This is a genomic window from Flavobacterium sp. NLM, from assembly GCF_002210235.1.
Classification (GTDB): domain Bacteria; phylum Bacteroidota; class Bacteroidia; order Flavobacteriales; family Flavobacteriaceae; genus Flavobacterium; species Flavobacterium panici.
This window is the reverse complement of record NZ_LIAC01000002.1, coordinates 17814-43986: the sequence shown is the minus strand read 5'-3', so window position 1 is coordinate 43986 and position 26173 is coordinate 17814. Positions and strand designations below refer to the sequence as shown.

The following is a 26173-nucleotide window of genomic DNA, read 5'->3' as shown; positions in this document are numbered from 1 at the left end:
ACTCTACGCCATGAAAACTTCGTTTAAAAATATAAGCCTTAAAATACTCAAATGGACGGGAATAGTAATAGCAGGAATCCTGCTGTTACTTTTTTTGGTTCCATTACTATTTCCCGGAAAAGTAGCCTCAGAAGTTAAAAAAATTGCCAACGAACGTTTAGACACAAAACTCGAGTTTTCGAAATCTAAACTTTCGTTTTTTACCCATTTTCCATCGCTTACTGTTTCGCTTGATGATATATCGATGACAGGTTCTAAACCTTTTAGCAATGATACTTTACTAAAAGCTGATCAGGTTGCGTTTGGGATAAATTTAAAAAGACTGATTTTTGACAGTGAAGTTAAAATCAATAAATTATACGTTTCGAATGCTTTGATAAATGTAATGGTTAACGAAAAAGGACAAGCCAATTACAATATTTATGTCGCGCCAGAAGACAGAAAAGACGAAAAAAAAGATCCAAATGCTCCCGAAGAAGGGACAGCAATAAAACTGGAACGAATTGATTTAGAAAACTGTCATGTAAAATACAATGATCGCTCGGCTAAGATTTTGGTCGACGCAAAAGGTTTTAATTATATCGGAAAAGGAAATCTAAGCGAAGATATTTTTGATTTAAATACCGATGCTAAAATTGACACTCTAGATTTCTATTATAACCGAACAGCTTATCTTAGAAAAAAAGCCGTACGCGCTGATTTAATTACCAGAATCAACACACACGCACTTTCATTTATTCTTCAAAAAAATGAATTACAGATTAATAAGCTGCCATTAACCTTTACAGGTTTATTTACCATTTTAAGAGACGGTTATAAAATAAATATTAAAGCCGCTTCAGAAAATACAACTGTAAAAGATTTACTTTCTGTAATGCCACCGGAATATTTAACCTGGCTTGATGAAACCGAAATTTCAGGAAAAAGTGATTTAGTACTTTCTTTTAAAGGAGATTATAACGTTTCGAAAAAACAGAAACCCAATTTAGCTTTTAATCTAAAAGTTAAAGATGGAGCGATTAATTATCAAAACGCGCCCGTTCCGTTGACTGATTTTCAAATGGATTTGAATGCCATTCTGCCTTCTCTTGATACAGAACAATTATTGGTAAATCTTAGGACTTTGCGTTTTAAAGTAGGCGAAAAAGATTATTTCAATGCTTATTTACACAGCAAAGGTTTAAGTGAAATGAATATCAACGCAAGTGTAAAAGGTGCGCTTGATCTTGCCGTTGTCGATGCTGCAATAGGTTTAAATACTGTGGAATTAAAAGGGCTTTTAAAAACCAACATTCAGGCGAGAGGACTTTTTAGTACTTCAAAAAAATTATTTCCTAAAACAATTGGCGGTATTTCGCTTAGAAACGGCTGGCTGAAAACAGACTCCTATCCTAACCCAATTACTGATATTACTTTTATTGCCAATGTCTTGAACAAAGCCGGAACTTTTCAAGATTTGATCGTTGCCTTTGCGCCTGCATCATTTGTTTTTGAAGGAAATCCAATGTACGTAAACGCCACTTTATCTGATTTTAGTGATTTGGCTTATAATGCAAAAATTAAAGGCGAATTGAATGTTGGCCGAATCTATCAGGTATTTTCTCAAAAAGGCCTTGATGTAACAGGTTACGCAAAAGCTGATTTATCTCTTAAAGGAAAACAAAGTTACGCGACAACAGGACAATATAGTAAACTGGATAATCGCGGAACAATCCTGTTGAAGAACATAAAAGCAACATCAGAATTATTTCCGAAATCCTTTTTTATCAAACAAGGAAATTTCCGTTTTCAGAATGAAAAAATGTGGTTTGAAAAATTCTACGCTTCTTATGGAAAATCTGATTTTGATATTAACGGATATCTTTTAAATACGATTAATTATTTTCTAGAATCGCACGGAACTTTAAGCGGAGACTTCAACCTGAAATCAAAACTGATCAATGTTGATGAATTTATGGCACTGGAGAAAGGTGAAAATAAAGACCGAAAACTGGAAGTAGAATATGCCAAAGAAGACCACCCAAAAATGAGCGGTGTAGTTTTGGTTCCTAAAAACTTAAATGTTTCGCTTACCGCAAATGCTGATAAAGTAGAATATAACGGATTGAATTTAAATAAACTTACCGGAAAAGTAGGGATTTCAAAAGGCGCTTTATATCTAGAAAATACCACTTTTAATATTATCGATTGTATTGTAGGCATAAATGCCGGATACAAAGATGAAACGCCAACAACAGCTCATTTTGAAGCACATTTTAATGCCAAAGATTTTAGCGTTCAGCGTGCATACAAAGAAATTCCAATGTTTCATGATATGGTTACGGCGGCAGAAAAAGCGCAGGGAATTATTTCTGTTGATTATAAAATTAAAGGTGATTTAAACGGAAATATGGGACCTATTTACGAATCACTTGAAGGGGGCGGAACTATTAATCTGCGTGATGTAAAAATTAAAGGTTTAAAATTATTTGAAGGTGTAAGTTCTAAAACAGGACAAGATGGTTTAGGCGATCCCAAAATGGAAGGAATCGAGATCAAATCAAACATTGATAATAATTTAATTCATATTGAGCCTTTTACTTTTAGTGTGGCGAGTTTTAGACCTACCATTAAAGGAACTACCAGTTTTGACGGATTGCTGGATTTACGAATGCGTTTAGGTCTTCCACCGGGCGGAATAATTGGTTTTCCAATCGTAATAACCGGAACTCATGAAGATCCTAAAATTAAAATTTTCAGTAAAACAGGTCAGAAAATTTACGACGCTGTTTATGATGAAAAGAACAATAAAGTGATTAAAAAAGAAAAAGTCAGCAAAAAGAAAACCTAATTTATTAAGGCAATGAAAAAGAAAAAACAAAATGGCGGAAGCACATTTGAAAAATTTGCATCAAAAACGTCTAAAGCTGCCGGAAGCACAACAGCTTTTATAAGTGCTTTTGTTATTGTATTGGCATGGGCAGTTTCGGGACCTATTTTTGATTATTCTGAAACATGGCAGCTGGTTATTAATACCGGAACAACAATCATAACCTTTTTGATGGTTTTTTTAATTCAAAAAGCACAAAACAAAGATTCACTGGCAATTCAGTTAAAACTAAACGAACTCGTGGCTTCAAATGAACATTCAAGCAATAGTCTGGTTGATATTGAAAATATGACCGAAGATGAAATGATTATTGTCCAAAAGTTTTATCGCCACCTGGCTGAACTTGCAAAGAAAGACGAAAGCATCCGAACTTCTCATTCGCTGACCGAAGCGCATTCGCAGCATGAGTACAAAGATAAAAACAGAACTAAACATCGTGCTTCACGAAATACGACTAAGAAATGAAATTACGCTCTACAGAAACCTTTTGGCCTCTTATAAGTGCCATGAATACCAGTTATCCTTCCATTGATTCTGATATTAAAACTGAGATTTTGATTGTTGGCGGAGGAATAACAGGGGCTTTAATGGCTTATAAATTAATTACCGCAGGAAAAAAAATAGTATTAGTTGACCGCCGCGACGTAGCAAATGGAAGCACGGCCGCCAGTACCGCTTTGCTTCAATATGAAATTGATGTTCCGCTGCACGAACTGATTAAACTGCGAGGCGAAAAATGTGCCGTAGACAGTTACAGAAATGGTAAGAAAGCTATTTTTGATTTGCGAAATATAATTGATACCGTAGAAAGCGACTGCGGATTTGAGTTCAAAAAAAGTATTTATTTTACATCTTATAAAAAAGATATTCCGTTTTTAAAGAACGAGTTTAAAGCCAGAAAACAGCGCGATTTTGATGTAACCTGGCTCAATAAATATGAGCTCGAAAAAATGGGTTTAAACGCCATTGCAGCAATCGAATCTAAAACTGCCGCAGTTATGGATCCGTTTAAACTGGCAAACGATTTATTGTCTTACTGCCATCAAAACGGAATGCAGATTTATGACAGAACGAATATTACTTCTGTACAGACTACAAAAGGAAAATGCATTGCACACACCGAAAATAAATGTACGATAACTGCAGATCATGTTGTGTATTGCAGCGGTTATGAAAGCACTGAAACTATTGAAGAAAAAATCGTTGATTTAAAAAGCACGTATGCGCTGGCTTCTGAAATCGTTCCTGAATTACCTACAATTTTAAAAAATGCGGTTATTTGGGATACTTCTTCTCCATATTATTATTATCGCGCTACCGCAGACAACCGAATTATTATGGGCGGCGGTGATGAAGAATTTAGAGATGCCAAAAAACGGGACAAACTGATTCCAAAAAAAGAAGCTTCTTTAATGCGTCAGTTTAAAAGACGATTCCCGAATGTACAATTCAAATTAGATTATTCCTGGGCGGGAACTTTTGGCGAAACTAAAGATGGCCTTCCCTATTTTGGAAAACCAGACCCGAAAAAAAATATTCATTACGTTTTAGGTTTCGGAGGCAACGGAATCACTTTCAGCGTAATTGGAATGAATTCTATTGTTGATTCTATAAAAAACAAAAAAAATCCGGATTTAGATTTTTATAGGTTTGGACGCTGATTTAGGTACAAAGGTGCAAAGGTTCAAAGCGACAAAGGTTTAAACTTTCTGTCTCTGTACCTCTGCGCCTTTGAACCTTTGCACCTTTCTTAAACTTTAAGCTCCATCTGAATATTACATCTTTTATAAGGTGTTTCCAGTCCAAATACTTTCTCGAAACCTAATTTATAATATAAGTTTATGGCGGGTTTTAAGATCGTGTTGCTTTCCAGATAAATCTTTTTTGCTCCTAATTCTTTTGCTTTTGCAACAATTGCCTGTCCTAATAGCCAACCGATATTTTTACCTTGTGCTTTTGGTGAAACGGCCATTTTCGCAATTTCAAAATCGTATTCCGGATTATTCATTTTGATAAGAGCGCAGACTCCTACGGGTTCGTTTTCATACAAAGCCACAAGAATTTTTCCGCCTTTGTTTAAGATATATTCTTCGGGATTATCCAGCGCTTTATAATCGGCTTCTTCCATTTCAAAATACGTTGAAATCCATTCTACATTTAAGGTTCTAAAGGCTTCCTGATATTCCGGTTTGTATTCTACGATTTTGACATTTTTGCTTTCGCGGATTTTTTTCTGATCGCTTACTCTTTTAAACATTGATTTTTGTTCCAATAGAAATTCCCATTCCTCAAGCGCCGCCCAAAGATTATGTTTAGATTCGGCAATTAAACCGTCTATCGCAACATCAATATCTTTTAATTGCTGCTGGATATTTTTCGCTAGCAAAAGTCCTTTAGCAGTCAAAACGACATTGTTTTTTCGTTTATCATCTGTTTTCAAACTTTCCTGAACCAATCCCGCAGCTGTCATTTCCTGAATAATCTTGCTTACGGAAGGCTGCGAATGTCCAATTTCATTTGCAATTTCCGTAATCGTTAATTCTCTTTCTTCTGCCAGCGTATAAAACACAGGAAACCACTTCGGAACAAAATCTGCACCGTATAACTCATAAATTTTAGAAGCATCATCTGTTATAACCGCAGTCATTAATCGCAAACGACTTCCTAAAGCCGCTTTACCTACTTTGTTGAAAAATTCCATATTATAATTAATTATATAACCAGTTATGCAAATGTATAAAAAAAATCTTTTTGGCAAAAATTTATTTAGGGACAAAGGTTCAAAGGTGCAGAGGCTCAAAGTTTAAACCTTTGTCACTTTGCTCCTTTGAACCTTTGTAACTTTATAAAAAAACTAAGATTCTAAGTTTGGAGCCTTTAAGTTAAACTTAAAACCTCAGCGACTCAGAATCTTAGCATTTTTTTGTGTATATATGTTGCTTAAAGCTAACGACATTAATTTTTTTTAGAGGTTCAGAGGTAGAGAGTTGCAAAGGTTCAAAGGTTTAACATCTTTGTCACTTTTCCTTTAACTCTATATTTTTAATTCAGAAACAAAAGTTTAAAACCTTTGTGCCTCTGCCTCTTTGAACCTTTGCAACTATTTTTAAACCTTTGTTGCTTTGTATCTTAGAACCTCAGCAACTTTATTAGGCTGTTACTGCCAACGGATTCAAATTAAATTTATACTCTTTTGGACTGCAGTTAAATTTTTGTTTGAAGATTTTAGAGAAATAACTTCTACTTGTAAAACCAATGCAGTACACAATTTCAGAAATATTTAAGTCTGATGTTCTTATTAGGATTTCGGCTTTTAGAACTCGCATGTGCGTGATATAATCGTTTACGGTTCTGTTGTGAATCATTTTAAAACCTTCCTGAAGTTTATTTGGCGATAAACCTGATTTTTTACTCAATGATTTAATGGTAAAAGGTTCTTCAGGATTTGCTTTTATAGTTTCTGAAAGTTCTTTTATTTCTTCCATTTCTCTTAAAGTTAAACAGTTTGCTTCTTTAGAAAATGAATTTAAGTCGTCTGTGTGCTGTTGGATTTCCATTGCCAGAATGATTCTTAAAATACCTTCTTTCAATAAATTTCTAACCACTCCGGTTTGTGTTACGGCGTTTAACTGTTCGATTTTTTCACCAATTTTTAAATTGTATGAACCGGCATAAAAGAATTCTCCATTAAGGTTTTCTTCAAAAAATGTTTCCCTAACCATTTGGTTTAAAGAATTTGCCTGAGTTGATTGTGTTCCCACAATTATTAAAGTGAATTTTGTTTTTTTATCTTTTTCAAAAAGCAAAACATTATCCTGGTTTAATTTTGAAGTTACAATCGCAGTCTGAAAAGTTTTTAGTTTATGTTCTTCACCATGAACCCCAAAACTATGCGAAAGATTTCCCTTAGAACAATAGGCAAAATATAATGGTGATGAAATTCCGTTATTAATATTCAGTTTTAAATCAACTGAAAAAGTCATATCAAACTGAACATAAGAAATATTGTCATTAAAAGAAGCACCGCTAATAGAGCCTTTTGCAAAATTATTATTTACTTCAAGTGTATATTCATCAACGTCAAAAGTTACTTTTCCGCCGAAGTTTTTATTCAACTCTTCAAATATGTCTTGAATTTTCTCTGTATGTATAGTAACTATTTTCATTTTGTTTCGATTTAAATTCTGTAATTTTAAATGATTCTTAAACTAACATATTCGTTTAAAAAAGCAGATGTTCAAAGTTCGCTCAATCACAAACCAAAAATGTTATATAATTTTCTACAATTGTTTTATAATTACTTATCTATATAAGTTTAACTCAAATAAAATATTTCTTAATTCAATCAATGAAAAGCTATTCCTTCTCCCCTATAAGTTCAAATGATTCTAAAATTCTGATTTTAGGTACAATGCCCGGAACAAAATCGCTAGAACTCAATCAATATTACGGACACAATCAGAATAATTTCTGGAAGTTTTTGTTTTCTATTTTTAATGAGGATTTTTCGAATGATTATGAAACCAAAAAAGCGCTTTTGCTGAAAAACAAAATTGCGCTTTGGGATGTTTTGCAATATTGCGACCGCGTAGGAAGTTTAGACAGTGCTATAAAAAATGAAATTGCCAATGATTTTGAGACATTCCTGAAACAACATCCCAAAATAAATACGATATTATTTAACGGACAAAAAGCAGCAGCGTTCTTTAAAAAATATGTACACCTAAAAAAAGAATATATCTTAATTACACTTCCGTCCACAAGTCCGGCAAACGCCGGCAAATCATTTCAATCAAAATTAGAGGAATGGAAAGTTATTGAAGAAATTATTTAAAAAACATTAAATATTGGAATAATATAACTTTTGAACTTTAAAATATAACACGAAATTTCTCAACGTGCTATAATTTTACAATTAAGAAATCAAAGCCCCGGTTTAGAAGGATTGATGAAGAAGAGGCTTTTTAAAATTATAGATATTATTAAGACAAACTTTTTACAAGTTTAGATTATAAAGAGAACATTGGTTATGTTAGTTTATTTTTGAGAAAAAAGCTATTCTAAATTATTAGGGTAGCTTTCTTTTTTTTTACATTTAACATAAAATTCCAATTATGAAAATTCAAACTTACTACAATCATATTCGGTTTTACACTCCGCACCATTTTGTGTATTATCCTGTTTTAACGGTATTTCTTGTATTTAGTATTTACTTTGCTTCTACTACAAATGATACTCTTATTTGGTCTTTTATAAGCGTTGTTTTTGTGTTTTTATTTTTCCTTGCTTATATGCTTCGCCAGCATTATGCGCTTATTTTACAAAACCGAATTGTACGCTTAGAACTTCGTTATCGCTACTTTACATTAACGGGTAAAAGACTGGAAGAATTTGAACATAAATTAACGGATGATCAAATATTTGCGTTACGATTTGCTCCAGATGACGAATTTCTTCCGTTACTTGAGGATGCATTAAAAAATAACCTGACAGGTGACGCCATAAAAAAAGCTATCGTGCACTGGCGCGCAGATTATAATAGAGTTTAGGAAGGGATTTTAGATTCTCTCGATTAAACGATTTTTCGTTTCCTGCAAGGTTTTCAAAACCTTGTAGGTTTCTATATCATGTCAATTTACTTGGAACATTTATACCTACAAGGTTTTGAAAACCTTGCAGGAACGTCAATGAATTAAATTATTTTAAAAGCCTTATAACTTATAACTCATAACTTCTTACCTTTCATATAATTAAAAGGAATATAAAACAAAAACAGGCCTAACCAAACTATCGCAACTACAATAAAAAATATAGGCAAAATATTTGGGTGCAAATAATTTGGCTGGTAGAAATAACGTTCTAAAGTCTGGAATTTTTCATTCAGGGCTTTTCTGTCGAAGTAATTTTCTATTCCTTCTAAACGTCTTTCCTGATTTTTGGTGTAATAAAAAACTTGAGACGTTAATTTTTTAGGGACAATATGTGTCTCGATATTATATTTTTTAAATAAAGTATCGAGTTTTTGAAACTGTTTTGTCAACGAATCTTGCTTGAATTTATACAACAATTTATATCGTTTTACAGCAGCTTCATATTGCTGCTTATCAATTGGTTCACCGTTAACAGGCTTATAAAGCGATTTGTTTTCAATGAAAATACAAATATCTTTATCATATTCAGGACTGACTTCGGTTCCTTTAAATACGATTTGTGTGCTGTCTCCAATAACTGTTTGTTTGATTATCCTGTCTTTTACAATATTTACATCCAATCCGACAAAATCGAAAATTGAATCTGCCTTTTTAGAAACTTTATTATAAGTTTCGGTTAAGACTTTTAGCGTATCAATACTGTAATAAGTCGTTACTGTACCAAATTGATCATGATAAATCAGCTCTTGTCTTTCTTCTTTAATTACGGGATAAGGTTTTGGATATAAGATATTCTCGTAATTAAATAGTTTCTCTGAATAATAGGAGCTTGAATTATATAAAAACGGATTCAAAACATTCAGTAATTCTTTGTCTTTGTTATAGCTTTTCTCTGATAATTCTCCTTTCAGCTTTACATTTTGCCCAAAGCTAAAACTGATAAAAAAGGTTAAACTCACAAACGAAATCAGTAATAAGAAAAAACCAATCTTCAGGATTTTTCCAAAAGAATAATGTTGTCTTGCATGATTCTTCAATAAAAAAATAAGAAAAAAAAGCAAAAATAAACCGCTTATAAAAAAGTGGGAAATCGATACATCATCATAAAACTTAAATCGGTAAAACTCTGAATAAATATCAATTTTCTTAATTCCTTCAAAAGTAAAATAGCCATATAAAAAATAGGCTAAATGAATTACTGCTAAAATGATAAAAGACTTAACGAGGTATTGCTTTAAAGCTTTGTTCATATCTTAAAGGTTATACTCAAATATAAGCAATCGCAATGGCAATGACAAGACTCAATCTTAATTTTTGATCTGTACAAGGTGTTTAAATCTCCTTTATAAATAAGTATTATCTGATAACTGTTTTTATATACACCTGAAAATCAAAACAATAAAATTCAATAAAAATAATTTGCATGATTTTTTTTGTTAACTTTAATGATTGTAATCTCATTAATAAACCTAAAACCTCAATACCATGAAAAAATTAGTTTATTTTTTGATAATTCCTCTTTCCTTTTTTTCGACAAATGCACAAACGACCGCCGAAATAACAGACGAAAATACTTTAACTACTGTAAAAAATAGTTCAGATGAATTCCAGAATTATGCTGCAGATGATCTTCCGTGGCATGGAAGGCGATTTAAAGCAACCGCTGGTGTGTTTTTTCCCGTAAACAATACCGAAGTCGAAGTTAACGGAACGGGTGGCAGAATTGGAACTGATATTGATTTTGAAAAAGATTTAGGTTTTGAAACAAATACGGTTTCCTTCTTTGGTGCTTTTGAATGGCGTGCCTCACGAAGATCCCGTTTTAATCTGGAGTATTTTTATTTAAAAAGAAATTCGGAAAAAACACTTCAAAAAGAAATTGAATTTCAGGACCATACTTATCCGGTTGACGCAAGAGTTTCTGCTTTTTTAGACAATCAAATGATTCGATTTGCTTATGGATATGCCATAATATCTAAACCAAAATACGAACTTGGTTTATTGATTGGTGCGCACGTAATGCTAGCTGATGTTGGAATAGGACTTGTAGGAAATACGATAGAGGCATCATACAGAGATAATGTTGATTTCACCGCTCCTTTACCTGATGTTGGAATCTGGGGTGAATTTGTACTTGGAAAAAAAGTGGGTTTATATGCGAATATAAATTATTTTGCTCTTAAAATAAATGATATCGACGGCCGAATTATCAGTTATAATTTATCGGTTTTATATAACGTTTATAAAAATTTCAGTCTTACGGCAGGTTATACGGGTTTAAATTTCAGGCTCGATGTAACTAAACCAAGAATTGATGGTTTCTTTAAATGGGGTTATAATGGGCCAACTTTGGCTGCAACGTATAGTTTTGGAAATCATGTAAAGTTTTATAAACATTGAGTTTTTGTTTCAGGTTTTGATCTATGCGGGTAATTTTTTAACGCAAAGAACGCAAAGATTTTTACGCAAAGAGCGCTAAGTTTTTTTAATAAGGTAGGTTTTTATAAAACCAAAGTTCGCAAAGCCTTGTGTTGATATAGCTTTGCGAACTTTGGGCATTCTAAACGCAATATATATCAAAAAAACTTAGCGCTCTTTGCGTTAAAAAAATTATGCATTAAAAAAAACCGCAATACATTTAAATGAACTTATATAACTTATATGGTTTAAAAAAACAAACCCGACACCTTTTTCAAGATATCGGGTTCATCCACTCAAACTTAACTTAACTCAAAATAATCTAAACTTCTTATTTCTCGATTGGAGTGAATTTTATAGCTGTTCCTCCGCCAGCTGCCAATTTGATATTTAAAACAGTTTGGTTATTTACCTTTTGTTTTGAAATTGTAACCGGATAAGGATTTGTTTTATAATTTGCTCCTGCTCCATCGGCATAAATTTCGGCTTCGTATTCTTTTCCTTTGTCTAAGAAAGATAATGTTACTTTAAGATCTCTGGCGTCTTTGTTTGTAATTGAACCTAAATACCAGTTTTTCTCGTCCCAGTCTTTACGAACGATTGTGGTATATTCTCCAATTTTAGAATCCAGAACTTTAGTATCTGACCACGTACACGGAACATCTTTTATAAACTGAAATTCTGGTTTATCAACATAATTCTCCGGTAAATCTGAAGCCATTTGCAACGGACTGAAAATAATCACATACAATGCCAGCTGATTTGCCAAAGTGGTTTGTACTCTTGCACCAGAAGGTGTTTTATAATCAAAATTGAAATTCCCTGGTGTGTAATCAAACGGACCTGAAAGCATTCTTGTAAACGGTAAAGTTGTTAAATGCTGAGGCGTGTTTCCGCCGTCTACAGACCACGCATTATATTCCTGACCCCTTCCGCCCTCTTGTGACATAAAGTTTGGATACGTACGCTGAATCCCTGTTCCTTTTATCGGCTCGTGATTATCGATCATGATATGATATTTGGCTGCTGTTTCGATTACTTTTCTGTAATGGCGAGACGCATACTGGCTGTCGTGCCATTCTTTTTTGTCCAAATATTTGTTTACATAACCCGTTTTAACTGAGTTTACACCCATTTTTTGATACAATTTAAAGGCATCTTCAAGCTGGCCTTCATAATGTTTAGAAGCACCAGCTGTTTCATGATGACCTATTAATCGAACATTTTTTATGGCAGCATACTTTGTAATTTCTTCCAGATTAAAATCTGGATATGCTTTTACAAAACTAAACGCTTTGCCATCGGCAGTCCAGTCGCCGTCCCAGCCCTCGTTCCAGCCTTCTACCAGAACGCCGTCAAAATTGTTTTTCGCAGCAAAATCAATATATTCTTTTGTATTTTTTGTTGTAGCACCGTGTTTTGGGCCTTGTCCCCAAGTGAATTTCTCTAAGTGCATCCCCCACCAAATTCCAATGTATTTTGAAGGCGTAATCCACGAAAGATCTTCAATTTTTGAAGGTTCGTTCAAATTCAGCATAATCGTTGAAGTTGCCACTTCTCCCGGAGTTTTCCCTACAACAACCGTTCTCCAAGGCGTTTTAAAAGGCGTTTCGGCATATACTTTTACACCATCAGCCCAAGGCACTAAATCACTTTTGTATTGTTTATCACTTGTTTTTAAAAGTGTCATCGAAGCAAAATCAGTTAAGTTGGCTTCATGAATCGCTACGTATAAATTCTCTTTTGTTTCAAAAGTTGCCGGAGTATTTATTGTATCTGTTTTGCTGATTGGCGTTTTACGGTATTCACTTTCATAATAACTGTTTTCGCGGTGCACCGGAATCCACCAAACATCATTATTTGATTTAAAAGTAAACTGCGTGATTTCGTTTGAAATTTTCACTTTTCCTAAATTAGGCTGTTTTGGAAATTCATATCTAAATCCTACACCATCATCAAAAACCCTGAAAATAATATCAACTAAACGCTCTTCTCCTTTTGATTCTTTTAAGTGAACAATCAATTCGTTATGATGGTCGCGAACTTTTTTGAATTCTCCCCAAGGCTGTTCCCAAGTTGCATCGGCAGATTTTTCTTCAGTCGAAACCACTTCAAAACCTTCAGTCATTTTTTGAATTCCCTGAAATTCAAATCCCATTAACGAAGGTTCTATAACCGATTTTCCGTTTGAAGTAAAACTGTATTGAGGCTGACCTGAAACAGTTAATTCAAAAACTAATTCGGTTACTTTTCCCGGCGAATTAATTTTGTATGTTTTTTTAGTACCAGCACTGCAGGCGTAAATTAATATTGACGCTAAAGCAATTATACAGTATCTATATCTTATGTTTTTCATTATTTAATTGTATTAATTACAACTCTTATTTTATTTCGTTTATTAACTGTTTTGCTTTTGCTGGCTGCATGGAAACAAAATAATTAAAAGCCTGATCCAGTTTATTCTGAGCGTCGGCATTGCCTTTCTTTTCTACTCGCAGGTTGTACATTTTACTTATATCCGGAAATACAGATTCGGTATTTTTAACTCCGGCAAATGCTTTTACTTTTTCGATGTACGTGTAACCAAATTCAACAGTTGGTTCAAACATGGTTCCTTCTCCAAAGTCGTTCCAGGTAATTAACTGCAGGTAATTTAAATTGGCATTTTTAGCCATAGAAAGTGTTTCGTCAAGCGTTGCGCCATTGTTATGTTCAATTGTCCATCCAATTGCATCTCCGCCTCCGCCTTCGGCATAAAAATCTTTAAAACCTGGGTAAGCACTTCCAATTGCTACAGAAAGTTTTGGTTTTGTATTGGTATAAAAATTTGTTAGATATGTACTGTTTTTATAAACCCACGCATATTCTCCAGATGCATTTGCTCCGGCTTCTACAGATTGGTCCCAAAGGGTTAAAAAAGTTGGTTTTGTCGTAATGCTATTGAAAACGTTTGTCCATTCGGCAGGCGTTTGCAATACAATTGGCCCAAAATTTAATAACAATGGTTTTCCGTTTACTTTGATATAATTTGCATCATCAAAATAATTTTTCTCCATATAAGCTAAATCTGTTTTTGCTGCACTGGTTACAGAAATTGCTTTTCCGGCATTGACAACGTTTGTTGTAACTCTGTCTTCATAAACTATAGCATATTCCAAGCCCACTTTATCCAGCATGGCAATAAGCTGTTCTGTGTTTTCTTTTACCATTCTGTAATCGTTGACATCGTAAGTTCCGTACCAGTCGATCAAAACACCATCAATTCCTGAATATTTCATCAATAATAAATGATTTTCAATCACATTTTTATCTCCCGAATGATATGGACCAATTAGAGGATAATAATAAGAAGCAATTTCCCTGCGGTTGTTTGCGCCTATAGTATTCGGATTTTTGTTTGCCATTGTCCAGTGGTATCCCCATTTTTTATCGGCACTGCTTTCATTGGTTTCAAACCAGGGCATATAGTGCACATAAATTTTGGTGCTGTTTGTTTTTTCAACTGCAACGGGTTTAAGTACTTCTGGTTTTACTGGTTCTTCGGGACTTTTGTCATCGCTGCTGCATCCGGAAACGATTACAATGTTCAGTATCCCAAAAAACAATAATGTGATATATCTTTTCATATTGATTTAATTTTTATTTTTTGCCACAGATTAAAAGGATTAAAATGATTTTTTTTGCATTTTATTTGCTCACTATCTGTGATTAAATTATTTCACGCAGATTTAAATAGATTTAAGCAGATTGTGCAGATTTATTATACATTAAAATCAGATCTGCTTTAATCTGCATAATCTGCGTGAAACATTTTTTTTTAAATCTTTTTAATCCTTTTAATCTGTGGCAAAAATTATTCTTATAAACATGTCAGCCTTCCACGACTAACCAACATGGAAGACTGACATTTTAGAACCTAATTCAAAGGATACCCAGGATTTTGTTTCAGGTTTTTATTTGTTGTTAAAACAGTACTTGGAATAGGGAAAATTGCTTTGTAAGCTTCTGTTGTTCCTTTTTCCCACCATGGCAGGAAGAAAGTTCCAAAACGGATGTTGTCTGTTCTTCTTCTTCCTTCAAAAGTAAATTCCTTAAGCAATTCTTTATCTATAAAATTAAGATCGATTGTTGCTGGCATTTCTTCTCCTGCACGTGCTGTAACTTGTTGTACAAATGGTTTTGCTAAATCTGCAGATCCTAAACGAACGTAACATTCTGCCTGCATCATTAAAATTTCGGCATAACGAATTACTACTAAATCATGATCACGTTCCCAAGTTTCTCCGGCTTTCATTTCGTATTTTCCTAAACGAACTCCTTCATTTTCTTTAGCATCGGCAACACTTGTAACTGTTTCTGTATAGGTTAATGGTTCTCCATTATCCATTGTAATTACAGTTCCAGTTGCTAAATTGATCTGATCTCCGGCAACCATACATTTTTTTCTTTTGTCTGTATCCGCAAATTCAGAATAAACTCCCGGCTGCGCGCACATTCCGTTTGCACTCCAAGGATAATCCCCTACTGGAGAAATTGTCAATTTATGAAGGTAATGACAAGACATTGAACTCATGTAATTTCCAACTGTTCCTGCTTTTGAATCGTAAGGAATTGCGAAAATAATTTCAGGAGATTTCTCATTTTGAGTTGCAAAATTGGCAAAGAAATCAGGAGCTAATGTGTAACCTGAAATTTTTTGACACATGTCGATACAATCCTGCCAGCGCTCTGTTCCTATAAAAGCTTTTGAGTTCAAATATAATCTTGCTAAAAGAGCATAAGCCACATTTTTTGTCATTTTTGAATACACTACATTTCCAGTTAAATGCGGAATGGCGTCTGTTAATTCTTTTTCAACAAAATCGTAAACTTGTTTTCTTGTAGAATTTGTTGGAAGTGCTGTATCTGCAAAGTCTACAACGATTGGCACATTTCCGAATAAGTCTAAAAGATTGTAATAGTAATACGCTCTCAACGCTTTTAATTCTGCATAAATTGGAGCTTTTGCATTAGCTGTCAACGACGATTTATCGATTTGATAAATGATGGAATTGATTTTTGCAATTCCGGTATAGTTGTAACGCCAAGCCGAAAGAATCATACGATTGTCAGCTTTCCAGGTGTGTCTTTGTGCATCCTGATATTGTCCGCCATCGTACCAGTTTGTTCCTCTGGTAGGAATTGTAGCTTCATCAGAAACCGTTTCGTTCAAAAAGAATACATATTCGCAGGTTGGATAATTGTTTGAAATTCCATCTGCAAAACCTCTTAACGAAGAATACGCCCCGCCCACTAATGCATCAATTTCTTTTGGAGTATTTCCAAAATTTCCATCTTCTACTCTATCATATAATTGTTCATCCAGATCGGTACATGATGATATCGTAAAAAGCATGCTTACTAATATTGCTGCTGTTATTTTGATTTTCATTTTTTATATTTTTGAGTTAATCGCTTAGTTATTCAGCGTGAAATTTAATCCTACAGAAATTGTAGTCGGTCTTGGATAATTGTTGTATTTATCGATACCAGGCGCTGCTAATCCTGTTTGGTCAACACCATCCTGTGCATTTAAACCAATCTCCGGATCTACTCCTTTGTATTTTGTAAATACAGCAAGGTTTTCTCCCATGATGTACATTCTCAATTTTGAATTTTTGAAGCCTAATGGCATTGTGTATCCAACAGAAAGTGTTTGTAATCTAAAGAAAGACGCATCTTCGATCCAGTAATCTGAATATTTAGGAGAAGAAGTGATTCCGCTTCCTAAGAAATCATCCGGTACATTGTAAGATGGTAATCTTGTTGGATCGTTCAACATCATGTTTGTAGCATTCAACGCTTTTTGTCCAAACATTCCGTAACCTGTAATACCAAGATCAAAATTTCCGTAAGTAAAATTCATTCCGATACCCATAGTCAAATCTGGCTGAATATTTCCTAAATCTGTTTTATCAGCATCAACTAAAGCACTTTCTGCCACAACATTTCCTGCTGCATTGTAGTACTGAATTTTTCCGTTTTCATCAAGACCAGCATTTCTGAATCCCCAGAAAGTTCCAACCGGATATCCTTCTGCAATAACTTGAGAATATTGACCAGACATACCTGCTAAACCGTGTAATGAACCGCTGTAAATAACATCAGTTTTATACGTTGGGTTTGATAATTTTTCGATTTTTTGGATGTTGTGTCCAAGTGTTAAATTAGCATTCCAAGTGAATTTATCTCCTCTTACGATATCAGCATTCAAAGTAAGTTCAACTCCTTTGTTAGACATTTCACCTACGTTTGCTAACATTGTTCCTACTAAATATGGAGGCTGAGGAACTTCATAAGTATACAATAAATCGTCTGTATTTTTTTGGTACCATTCAAATGAACCTGTAATTCTGTCAAAAAGACCAAAATCAATACCTACGTTGATTTGTCTTGTTGATTCCCATTTCAAATCAGGATTTGGGTTTTGTTTTGGAGAATAAGCTAAACTCCAGGTTCCTGTAACCGGATCGTAGTAACTGTCGTTTCCAACTCCTAAAATAGAAAGTGATTTGTACTCACCAATTCCGTCCTGATTACCTGTAACTCCATAACCAACTCTTAATTTTAAAGATCCTAACCAGTCTTTTGTACCGCTCATAAAATCTTCGTTAGAAATTTTCCATGCTGCAGATGCAGATGGGAAAGTTCCCCATTTATTGTTTTCTCCAAAACGGCTTGAACCATCACGTCTTACTGTTGCAGTAAGCAAATATTTTCCGTCGTAATTGTAGTTTGCACGAGCGTAGAAAGAAACTAAATTTGATTTTCCTTTATAAGAATAAACATCTCCTAAACGATAGTTGTAACCTGCTCCTAAGTTATTGTAGCCAAAAGCATCACTCACGAAACCGCTTCTTTGTGCTCCAAAACCTTGGTAAATATTTTCTAAATAAGAATAACCTGCCAATGCACTAACGCTGTGTTTTCCAAATACTTTAGAATAATTTACATAAAGTTCGCCTTGTGCATTTCTATATTCTGCGTAAGTTCTTTGCGCGTAACCAGCTTCAGTTCTTCCTTCCATAATAGCGTAAGTTGGTTTGTAAGTTCCACCCGCTACTGCATTATGCTCTAACGAAATATTAGCAACTGCCTGAAAATCATTTAAGAATTTAACTTCTGTTTTAAAATATCCTAAAAGTCTGTGTCTTTCGTTATCAACCGTTCTGTTAGTTAAAATCTCAACCGGGTTTTCGTAGATATTTCCTCCTACAGATGTAAAGTTTCCGTTAGCATCATAAACCGGAATTGTTGGGTTTAAGTTGTAAGCGCGCTCAAAAATTCTGTAATCAATTGGATGCCATTTGTCAATATTAGCAAATAAACCCATATCAAATTTTACATCTTTATTGTCTCCAAGATATTGGTAAGCACTAACGTTTCCGCTGATTCTTTCTAAACCAGATTTTTTAATAACACCTTCGTTGTTTAAGTAAGCGATTGAAGCTCTAAAACCACTGTCAACTTTTCCAGAATTAATACTTAAAGTATGAGATTGTGAAATAGCTGTCTGCTCGATTGCTTTTTGCCAGTTTGTATTTCCACCGTAATCAACAGCATCCATGTTTCCGGTTTGACGAACATAACCTCTCCATTGGTTTGCAGATAAAAGGTCTAAATTATCAGCAACATAACCTACGCTTGATAAACCGCTGTATACTACAGAAACTCCTTTTGTTCCGGATTTTGTTGTAATAATGATAACTCCGTTTGCTCCTCTTGAACCATAAATGGCTGTCGCCGAAGCATCTTTAAGAACGTCAATCGATTTAATATCTGCCGGCTGAACCACATTGATATCAACACCAGCAATTCCGTCAACTACAATAAGCGGACTGTTGCTTGCTGTTAATGAAGTTCCTCCACGTAAACGAAGCGTTGCACCTGCAGCAGGATCTCCCGAAGGACGAATGATATTTAATCCGGCAACTTTTCCCTGCAAAACCTGCTCTGTAGAAGAAATTGTTCCTTTTACTAAATTATCTGCCGTAACAGTTGAAATAGCTCCGGTTAAATCAGATTTCTTTTGTGTTCCGTATCCAACAGAAACAACCTGAACTTCTGCTAATTGATAACCGTCGTTTTGTAAACGAACTTCTAATTTTGAAGAAGCAGCCGTTATCTGTACTTTTTGAGTGGTTGAACCGATGAATGAAACTTCGATTGAGCCTCCTACGGCTACCTCTAAGCTAAATTTTCCGTCAAAATCTGTTGTTGTTGCATTTCTTGTTCCGGTTTCGATAATCGAAGCTCCCGGCAACACAGTGCCTGTATTGTCATAAACGGTACCCGTTACCAGCTTTTTTCCCTGAGCAAACATTCCTGCCGAAAGAAAAAGCATGAAAATCATGAATACCAGCGATTTAGTAGTCCACATTTGATGCAGGACTATTCTTTTATTTTTACTATTCATATGTAGTTATTTATTGTTTTTCTATCAGTCATATGTAATTCGCATATCCATTATTTGTTCAATGACTAATTTTAGGATTATGCTCATTTCATTAGAATGATGTTTTAATTTGATAGTGAATTATTTGTCTAAGGTTTTAAGCGGAATCGTCGTATCTGAAATTGTTTTGTCTTTGTTGTCTTTAACTAAAACATGAATTTCACTTAAAACAGGAGAATCCTTAAGCTCTGAAACCAAATTGACAAATCCTTTTATCTCTGCAGTTCCACCGCTAAACTCACCAGAAATTGTTTTTGCACCAGCCGTAATCGTGTAAAGCAATTTGTTCACTCCCGGCTCGTTGTTTTTTCTGTAAATTCCTAAGAAATCTTTCTGGCTGATTTGTAAAGGAAAAAATCCAAATATTGGTGCCGGCGGCGGCTCATAAGCTCCTGCATATAAAACCTGATCCGGAATTGTTCCTGCCCAGTCGTCTTTTACCATAAGGAAAACTAAATTTTCCATCACGTAACCGTCTGGTGCATTGTAGTATGTTTTTGGAACAAGATCCATTTTGTAGAATCCGTTTCCTAAATCTTTTAGTTTGGTTTTTTCAACAATGTCCGGTAACCATGATTGGTATTCTTGTTTAATATCCCAGTTGTTCAATCCGCTGTGAATATGAACGCTTGTTGCTCCCGCAAATCCAGGAGCTAAATTGGCATTAAATAAAATACTTACTCCTTTATCAATTGTTGGTTTTGTTGGATAAGCTCTAATTAGCTCATTCGAAGTATAAAAAGAAGAGAAATCAGTATATGGCATATTTGCCACGTCGCTTTGTTTAGATCCTGTTTTATCTTTTAAACGAAACCAGAATCCTGCACTTGCTGCAATTTCAGCTGGTGTTTTAGAAAAATAAACTGTTGGAGTTAAAGTAAAACTCCACACTTTATTTCCTTCATAGTGCAGTTTTGCGAAATCAGAAGAATTCTCCCAATTTCCCGCATCTGGTTCAGATGGTGACCAAATCCAGATGTATAAATCCTGATTTTCTGCAAACGTAGTTCCAGAAAGATCAAAGTACCAGGTAACTTGCTCATCATATTTGTAAACAACCGGAAATGATGACATCGGTCCAACAGCTCCCGCGTTTTCTTGTGCCTTTGTAAATGTTGGAGCCATCAAAAGGGCAAGTAAAATTGTATATAGAAATTTTTTCATATTACTTTTAATTAATAGCATTTAATTTAAATACATAAGTCACAAACGGAGTTCCTCCTGAAGAATGCACTAACTGAAATTCCATTTCGTCATTGTTTCCAGGAACAGATGTTACTCTAAGTTCGTCTGTTTTTTGAGTTTTTGCGGCGTCGCTGTACAAGTAGATTCTTACTGCGCTTGCATTGGTCTGTTGAAAATCTGAGCTTAATTCCCAATAGCCTTTTGGAGCAAATAAAGGAGGAACATTGCCCGTCACTTCATAACTTGTAGGTTTGTTTTTTTCGTCTACGCTAAAATTGATTTTAAAATCTTCGTAGTTAAAAAAAGTACTCAAGTTTTCCTCGCTTGGTTCGATCTTATTTGCCTTTGCAAATTCGTCAACCATTTTTAGATTTGTTAATCCCCAATTTCCGTTTACTTTTTCATAAATCGTAATTGGATCAACGTAGCTTCCGTCTTCTGTATTGTCGCAGCTAATCACGAAAAAACAAATAAACAGAGCTAACCAGTAATAACTTTTACTTCTCATAAATTTTGGTTTTTGTTAGTTTTTCATCCCTTAAAAAGGACAGTACGAAACTAGATGTTAAATAAATCTAAAAAAAAATATCTGTAAAAAATCAAGATATAATTCAAACGTTTTCGTAATTAATTAATTGATTTACAGCGTTTTAAAATTTTACTAAAAACATAAAAATCAAGGTCTTGTATAGATGCAAAGTACCTGTAGAATAATGGTAAATATGACAATATGGAAATTTTATGTGAATATTTTTTCACTATACATATATATAACCGCTTTTTATTGTATAATTGCAAATTATTAGAGTACTTTTAACATTTTAAAGCCTTTTAGACACTCACACTAAGGCATTTCGAAAAAAAATCTTAAATCAGTACTCTCCTATTTCTAAAACTGTTAATCATCAGTTTTTAATTAATTTTGCTTTTAAACGAATTAACTCAACCATAAATTACCTTACCTTAAAACCACAACCAAACCATGCAAAAAATATTTGTACTGTATTTTTTCATTGCGGGTTTTTCTCTAACTGCGAAAGAGACAAATCCAATTCTTGAAGAATTAGACAATGTACTGCTAAAAAAAGAAGTTTACTTAAAACAGAAATATCGCAAAATTGAAACTTTAAAAAAGAATGTTTCAAAATTTACTGTCAGCCAAAATAACGAGCAATTGTATCATACCTATATGTCATTGTTTGAAGAATACAAATCATTCAAATATGACTCGGCTTATTATTATTTAGAAGAAGCTAAAATCAAAGCCATCGTTTTAAAAGATCCTAAATATTTAGCTAAAAGCCGAATTAAGGAAGGTTTTGTACTTCTTTCTTCTGGATTATTTAAAGAAGCTATTGATACGCTGAATGTTATTGACGATCAAAAACTGGATCAGAAAAACAAATTTGAATATTATAATATCAAAGCACGCGCGTATTATGATTTAGCCGATTATAACCGCGATCAGCGTTTTAATATTCATTATGTACAGCAGGGAAATCATTTTCTTAAAAAGGCCTTAGAATTAATCGGAACCAATTCAAATGAATATTGGGCGGCCGAAAGTTTAAAGCGTTTAAAACAGCAAGACTGGCGCGGCGCCGAATTTGCTTTTAGTTACTGGATTAATAATTACGATTTACCACCGGATTATTACGGAATCGCCACTTCGAGTCTCGGTTATATTTATTCGGAACGAGGTTATACTAAAAAAGCGATTTATTATCTCGCACTCGCCGCTATTGCCGATGTTAAAAATGCGACGAAAGAAACTGTCGCGCTCAGAAATCTTGCGAATGAACTCTTTAAAATGGGTTATCTGGATAAAGCAAACGAGTATATTAATATTGCCATGGATGACGCTACTTTTTACAACGCCAGACATCGCAAAATTGAAATCTCCTCCATATTACCTATTATCGAAAAAGCGCAGTTAAATAACGTAAAAGATAAAAATGATAAACTCGAAAAAATCATTATTCTTTTAACGATCCTGACGTTAATTATCATTTTGTTTTCGATTATTATTTTCAAGCAATTAAAAGAGAAAAATAAAGCGAGAAAAATAATGGCTTCATCATACGCGCAACTTCAGGAAATGAATATAAGTCTGAGTGAAGCAAATGCGATTAAGGAGGAATATATTACGTATTTTATCAAGGCAACTTCGGCTTTCATTAATAAGATTGATCATATTCAGAAAAGTACGCTTCATAAAATCATCACCAAGAAAACAGATGAAGTTATTGCTAGCTTAAAACGTTACAATGTAAAGGAAGAAAGAGAAAATTTGTTCCATCAATTTGATGAAATTTTCCTGAAATTATTCCCAACTTTCGTGACTGATTTTAATCATTTATTTCCGAATGATCATAAATGTATTGTAAAGAAAGGTGAACTCTTAAATACAGAACTCCGCATTTTTGCTTTGTATAGATTAGGGATTCAGGACAGTAGTCAAATGGCTGAATTTCTGGAACTTTCTGTAGCTACCATTTATACATACAAAACCAGAATTAAAAGTAAATCAGACTTTAAGGATACTTTTGAAGAGAAAATTATGGCGATAAAAACGATATAAAAAAAGGTTTAGCCACAGATTAAAAGGATTAAAAAGATTTTTTTATGTAGAGTGTACTTACTAAAAAGGTTTGCCACGAATTACACGAATTTCCTCTAATTTTTTATGCTGTAAATTGATAAAAAAAGATTCGTACAATTCGAGCAAAAATACACACACAGTTAAAATCTTTTTAATCCTTTTAATCTGTGGCAAAAAAAACGTCACTAATTCACGAATGAATTGAGCATACTGATTTGTGGAAATTTGTGTAATTCGTGGCTAACTTTTTTTACTCTGCAGATTCTAACTGCAAAATCATATTTTGATAGTATTTACTCAACGAGAATAATTGCTCAGCAAAAATCATAACAGCCAGCGGAACGAAGAAAAATATGGTTAGATCTCTTTCGTATAAAAAATACGTCGTTATCATAAAAATACGAGTATATTCGAGATAATAAATCCATTTGCGCTGCTCTAAAATAGCGCCGCAGTTTATTAAAGTGATAATAATAATCGACAATACAAAAATCTTATCGTACGCCTCTAAATGATCAAAATAATACGTAAAAACGGTTAGCAATAAAGTAGAGATTCCTAATTGAATATAAAGGTAATTTCTAAACCGAAGTCTTTGGTGCGGATTACTTTTATCCTGCAGAAAGCGTTTTTCTAAGGTCGGACGGATATCCTGATCCATATGCGCCGGACTTCCAAAAACGGCTTTCCATCTTGCTTTAAATCCTTTTGAGCGTCTCCACAATTCATATATTTCAAAATAATAATGAAAATGCTGCCAAAGAAAACTATAACTTTTTAGCGGATGCGTTAATCCATATTTTGGTTTTTCTTCTTCTTCCTGGAAAGTTCCAAAAAGACGATCCCAAAAGGTAAACATATCGCCGTAATTTTTATCAAGGTATTTTTCGTCAGATGCGTGATGAACACCGTGAACAGAAGGTGTTACAAAAATATATTCCAGCCATTTTATTTTTCCAACGAGCTGCGTGTGCGTAAAGAAAGAATACGCTCCGTGAACAATAAGCATGGTAATTACCATTGTGGGATGAAACCCAACAAAAGGAAGAATACACCAAAATCCCGTTCGAATTATCGCCTGAAAAGTGGTAATTCTGGCTGCGGCCGTAAAATTAAATTCTTCACTATGATGATGTACAATGTGTGCTGCCCAGAAAAAATTGACTTCATGTCCTAATCTGTGATACCAATACCAGACAAAATCTGTGGCGAGAATTAAGGCAATCCAGACTAAAAAATTACTCGGAACATCAAAAATCCTATAATCATCATAAATCAAATAGTACAATTGGTAAAAGCTTGCGGCAACAAACAAATTAATCAATCGTTCTGCAATTCCAATACTAATATTAGAAACAGAACTTTCATAATTAAAAATTTCAGGTCTCTTTTTTCGTTGTGCCAGCTTATATTCAAGGAATAAAAACAGAAAGAAAGCAGGCATTGCAAAGGCTAGAAAATTAATGTTTTTCATTTTTAAAAATTACTTTTTATCGATTTTAAGAAACTAAACTACAATTAATTAAACTAAAAAAGGTATTTTCATCAACCAATATCAGATACAAATATATTGATATTAACCGATGAAAATAGTCTTGAATTTCTCTTAGAAAAATCTAGTTCTGATTGTATTTATCGGCTTCCAGAGTCACTTCTTTAACAGATTGTGTATCTGCTACTTTTTTCAAAGCAATAATGTAAGCAGCAATTCGCGGCGTTACACTATATTTGGCAGCAACCCTAAATACAGTTTCAAAACCTTTTTCTAATATATCTTCTAAACGTTTATTAATTTGATGAATTCTCCAGGATTCTAACAATGAATTTTGAAGCCATTCAAAATAAGAAACGGTTACACCTCCGGCATTTGCTAAAATATCCGGAACTACTAAAACATTATTCTCGTGTAAAATTTTATCAGCATCAGAAGAAACGGGTCCATTTGCAGCTTCAATAATTATTTTGGCACGAATATCTTTGGCATTCTTTTGCGTAATAACATCTTCTTTAGCTGCCGGAATCAAAACATCAACATCTAAAAGCAATAAATCTTCATGTTTGATCGCAACTGAATTTGGATATCCTTTAATAGTTTTGTTATTCAGGTTGTAATATAAAATCAACTCAGGAATATTGATTCCATCAGGATTGAAAAACGCTTCAGAAACATCACTTACAGCAACTATCTTAACTCCTTTTTCATATAAAAACAAAGCCGAATGCAATCCAACATTTCCAAACCCCTGAATCGCAGCAGTTGATCTTGCCGGTCTTATTTTTAGTTTTTCAAGCGCAAGCAAAGTAATAATGCTCACTCCTCTTCCGGTTGCTTCTACTCTTCCTAATGAACCTCCTGAATGCAGGTGTTTTCCCGTTACAACGGCATGAATTGTTTTGCCGTGAACTAATGAAAATTCATCCATTAACCAGCCCATTTCGTCAGGACCTGTTCCCATATCCGGTGCCGGAACATCTTTTTCAGGGCCAAAAATATCTGCTAAAGCTTTTGTATACGCTCTTGTTATTCTTTCTAATTCTGTTTTAGAAAGTGTTCTTGGATCACAAATAATACCGCCTTTTGCTCCTCCAAACGGAATTCCGGTTACAGCAGATTTCCAGGTCATCCAGGCGGCAAGTGCTTTTACTTCATCAAGATTAACAGCATTGTCATAACGGATTCCGCCTTTTGACGGGCCTAAAGCTGTATTGTGAATGACACGGTATCCTTCAAAATTTTGTTCGGTTCCATTATCTAATGTTATAGAAAAATTGACCACAATTTGTTTTTCAGGACGTTGCAGCTTTTGTTTTAATGATTCATCTAATTTAAGAATATCGGCTGCTATATTAAACCTGTCAATCATAGATTGAAAGGGGTTCTGTTTTATAATTTCTGCACTCATAGTGTTTATTTTTAATTTTTTGGTTTATCGATTTGGGCTTAATAAAATGTT

Annotated in this window: 18 protein-coding genes; 7 read left to right on the top strand and 11 right to left on the bottom strand. The window is 33.9% G+C overall.

Annotated features, from left to right (window positions below; genetic code table 11):
* Positions 1–10 precede the first annotated feature (10 nt).
* From APR43_RS02385 to APR43_RS02375, 3 genes are read left to right on the top strand one after another with little or no spacing between them, the layout of a single operon-like run.
* Positions 11–2830: an AsmA family protein gene (locus APR43_RS02385; protein WP_053474439.1), complete on the top strand. Its 2820-nt coding sequence runs from the start codon at positions 11–13 to the stop codon at positions 2828–2830.
* A gap of 12 nt (positions 2831–2842) precedes the next feature.
* The gene (locus tag APR43_RS02380) at positions 2843–3334 is read left to right on the top strand and encodes a low affinity iron permease family protein (RefSeq protein ID WP_053474438.1); all 492 of its coding nucleotides are present in this window, start codon (positions 2843–2845) and stop codon (positions 3332–3334) included.
* Entirely contained in the window at positions 3331–4530 is a 1200-nt protein-coding gene (locus APR43_RS02375; RefSeq protein WP_053474437.1) for an NAD(P)/FAD-dependent oxidoreductase, read from the top strand. Before APR43_RS02380 ends, APR43_RS02375 begins: the two co-directional genes overlap by 4 nt.
* 89 nt (positions 4531–4619) lie before the next feature.
* On the opposite strand, the gene APR43_RS02370 is transcribed toward APR43_RS02375, so the two are convergent.
* Both APR43_RS02370 and APR43_RS02365 read right to left on the bottom strand, forming a co-directional pair.
* Positions 4620–5570 carry a bifunctional helix-turn-helix transcriptional regulator/GNAT family N-acetyltransferase gene (locus tag APR43_RS02370; RefSeq protein WP_053474436.1) on the bottom strand — a complete coding sequence of 317 codons (951 nt, stop codon included), beginning with the start codon at positions 5568–5570 and terminating at the stop codon, positions 4620–4622.
* Positions 5571–6018: 448 nt separating this feature from the next.
* The gene (locus APR43_RS02365; RefSeq protein ID WP_053474435.1) at positions 6019–7035 is read right to left on the bottom strand and encodes a helix-turn-helix domain-containing protein; all 1017 of its coding nucleotides are present in this window, start codon (positions 7033–7035) and stop codon (positions 6019–6021) included.
* Positions 7036–7217: 182 nt separating this feature from the next.
* Between APR43_RS02365 and APR43_RS02360 the strand changes: the two genes are divergently transcribed.
* Both APR43_RS02360 and APR43_RS02355 read left to right on the top strand, forming a co-directional pair.
* Positions 7218–7703 (top strand): DNA-deoxyinosine glycosylase, encoded by a 486-nt coding sequence (locus tag APR43_RS02360; protein ID WP_053474434.1) that lies wholly within the window; start codon positions 7218–7220, stop codon positions 7701–7703.
* Positions 7704–7983: 280 nt separating this feature from the next.
* A complete protein-coding gene (locus APR43_RS02355) occupies positions 7984–8418 on the top strand; it encodes a DUF6526 family protein (RefSeq protein WP_053474433.1) in 435 nt (144 codons plus the stop codon).
* A gap of 176 nt (positions 8419–8594) precedes the next feature.
* Here the strand turns inward: APR43_RS02355 and APR43_RS02350 are convergent, their stop codons facing one another.
* Positions 8595–9770: a hypothetical protein gene (locus APR43_RS02350; protein WP_053474432.1), complete on the bottom strand. Its 1176-nt coding sequence runs from the start codon at positions 9768–9770 to the stop codon at positions 8595–8597.
* Between the two features lie 235 nt (positions 9771–10005).
* Between APR43_RS02350 and APR43_RS02345 the strand changes: the two genes are divergently transcribed.
* Complete coding sequence (locus tag APR43_RS02345; RefSeq protein ID WP_053474431.1) at positions 10006–10920, top strand: hypothetical protein; 915 nt, start codon at positions 10006–10008, stop codon at positions 10918–10920.
* Between the two features lie 349 nt (positions 10921–11269).
* Here the strand turns inward: APR43_RS02345 and APR43_RS02340 are convergent, their stop codons facing one another.
* The 6 genes from APR43_RS02340 to APR43_RS02315 form a co-directional block, all read right to left on the bottom strand.
* Positions 11270–13294 (bottom strand): glycoside hydrolase family 97 protein, encoded by a 2025-nt coding sequence (locus APR43_RS02340; protein WP_053474430.1) that lies wholly within the window; start codon positions 13292–13294, stop codon positions 11270–11272.
* Positions 13295–13319: 25 nt separating this feature from the next.
* Positions 13320–14564 carry a glycoside hydrolase family 71/99-like protein gene (locus tag APR43_RS02335; RefSeq protein ID WP_053474429.1) on the bottom strand — a complete coding sequence of 415 codons (1245 nt, stop codon included), beginning with the start codon at positions 14562–14564 and terminating at the stop codon, positions 13320–13322.
* Positions 14565–14854: 290 nt separating this feature from the next.
* Positions 14855–16369, bottom strand: a complete 1515-nt coding sequence (locus APR43_RS02330; protein ID WP_053474428.1) for a RagB/SusD family nutrient uptake outer membrane protein — start codon at positions 16367–16369, stop codon at positions 14855–14857.
* A gap of 24 nt (positions 16370–16393) precedes the next feature.
* On the bottom strand, positions 16394–19393 hold the full coding sequence (locus tag APR43_RS02325) for a SusC/RagA family TonB-linked outer membrane protein (RefSeq protein ID WP_082356494.1): 3000 nt from the start codon (positions 19391–19393) through the stop codon (positions 16394–16396).
* 120 nt (positions 19394–19513) lie between these two features.
* Positions 19514–20596, bottom strand: coding sequence for a hypothetical protein (locus APR43_RS02320; protein ID WP_053474443.1), 1083 nt, complete (start codon positions 20594–20596; stop codon positions 19514–19516).
* 7 nt (positions 20597–20603) lie between these two features.
* Positions 20604–21125: a DUF5004 domain-containing protein gene (locus tag APR43_RS02315; protein WP_053474426.1), complete on the bottom strand. Its 522-nt coding sequence runs from the start codon at positions 21123–21125 to the stop codon at positions 20604–20606.
* A 474-nt stretch (positions 21126–21599) separates the two neighbouring features.
* On the opposite strand from APR43_RS02315, the gene APR43_RS02310 reads away from it, so the two are divergent.
* Positions 21600–23198: a DUF6377 domain-containing protein gene (locus APR43_RS02310; RefSeq protein WP_053474425.1), complete on the top strand. Its 1599-nt coding sequence runs from the start codon at positions 21600–21602 to the stop codon at positions 23196–23198.
* Positions 23199–23469: 271 nt separating this feature from the next.
* Here the strand turns inward: APR43_RS02310 and APR43_RS02305 are convergent, their stop codons facing one another.
* Both APR43_RS02305 and APR43_RS02300 read right to left on the bottom strand, forming a co-directional pair.
* Entirely contained in the window at positions 23470–24693 is a 1224-nt protein-coding gene (locus APR43_RS02305; protein ID WP_053474424.1) for a sterol desaturase family protein, read from the bottom strand.
* A 142-nt stretch (positions 24694–24835) separates the two neighbouring features.
* Positions 24836–26122 (bottom strand): Glu/Leu/Phe/Val family dehydrogenase, encoded by a 1287-nt coding sequence (locus APR43_RS02300; protein ID WP_240514913.1) that lies wholly within the window; start codon positions 26120–26122, stop codon positions 24836–24838.
* Positions 26123–26173: the final 51 nt, after the last annotated feature.